The organism is Streptomyces millisiae (assembly GCF_031845425.1).
Taxonomy (GTDB): domain Bacteria; phylum Actinomycetota; class Actinomycetes; order Streptomycetales; family Streptomycetaceae; genus Streptomyces; species Streptomyces millisiae.
The window spans coordinates 1-466 of the sequence record NZ_JAVREM010000267.1; the positions used below are offsets into that span (position 1 = coordinate 1).

A 466-nucleotide genomic window follows, 5' to 3' on the forward strand; every position below is an offset into this window, starting at 1 on the left:
GGCCGCTCGATGCCCGCGGTGTCCAGGGCACGGCGCATGGTCGGCCCCAGTGCTTCCAGGTGCGCGCGCGAAGCGATCTCGGGAACGACGCCGCCGTACCGGGCGTGCTCGTCGACGCTGGAGGCGACTTCGTCGGCGAGCAGCCGCACCGTCCCATCTTCGGCGAGGTCGGCGATGCCGACTCCCGTTTCGTCACAAGAACTTTCGATGGCCAAGATGATCACTTCGGGTCCCCTTGGGGAAGGCGTTGCATGGTGTAGGCGTCGGCCCCGCTGGCACGGTAGTACCGCTTGCGCAGGCCGATGTTGACGAATCCGACACTCTCGTACAGCGCGATGGCCGGTTCGTTGTCGGTGCGAACCTCCAGGAAAACCGTTCCGCCCGAAGCGAAGTGGAGCAAGTCGTCGAGCAGCCGACGCCCGATCCCCTGCCCCTGGAACTCGGGGTCCACGCCGATGGTGTGAAT

1 protein-coding gene and 1 pseudogene are annotated in these 466 nt (G+C 66.3%); both read right to left on the reverse strand.

Features of this window, described 5'->3' with window-relative positions; translation table 11 throughout:
• A pseudogene (locus RNC47_RS36600) lies at positions 1-224 on the reverse strand (hypothetical protein); the annotation flags it as partial.
• On the reverse strand, positions 221-466 hold a 246-nt coding region (gene rimI, locus RNC47_RS36605), incomplete at its 5' end, for a ribosomal protein S18-alanine N-acetyltransferase (protein ID WP_311605179.1). The gene rimI and the pseudogene RNC47_RS36600, both read right to left, overlap by 4 nt.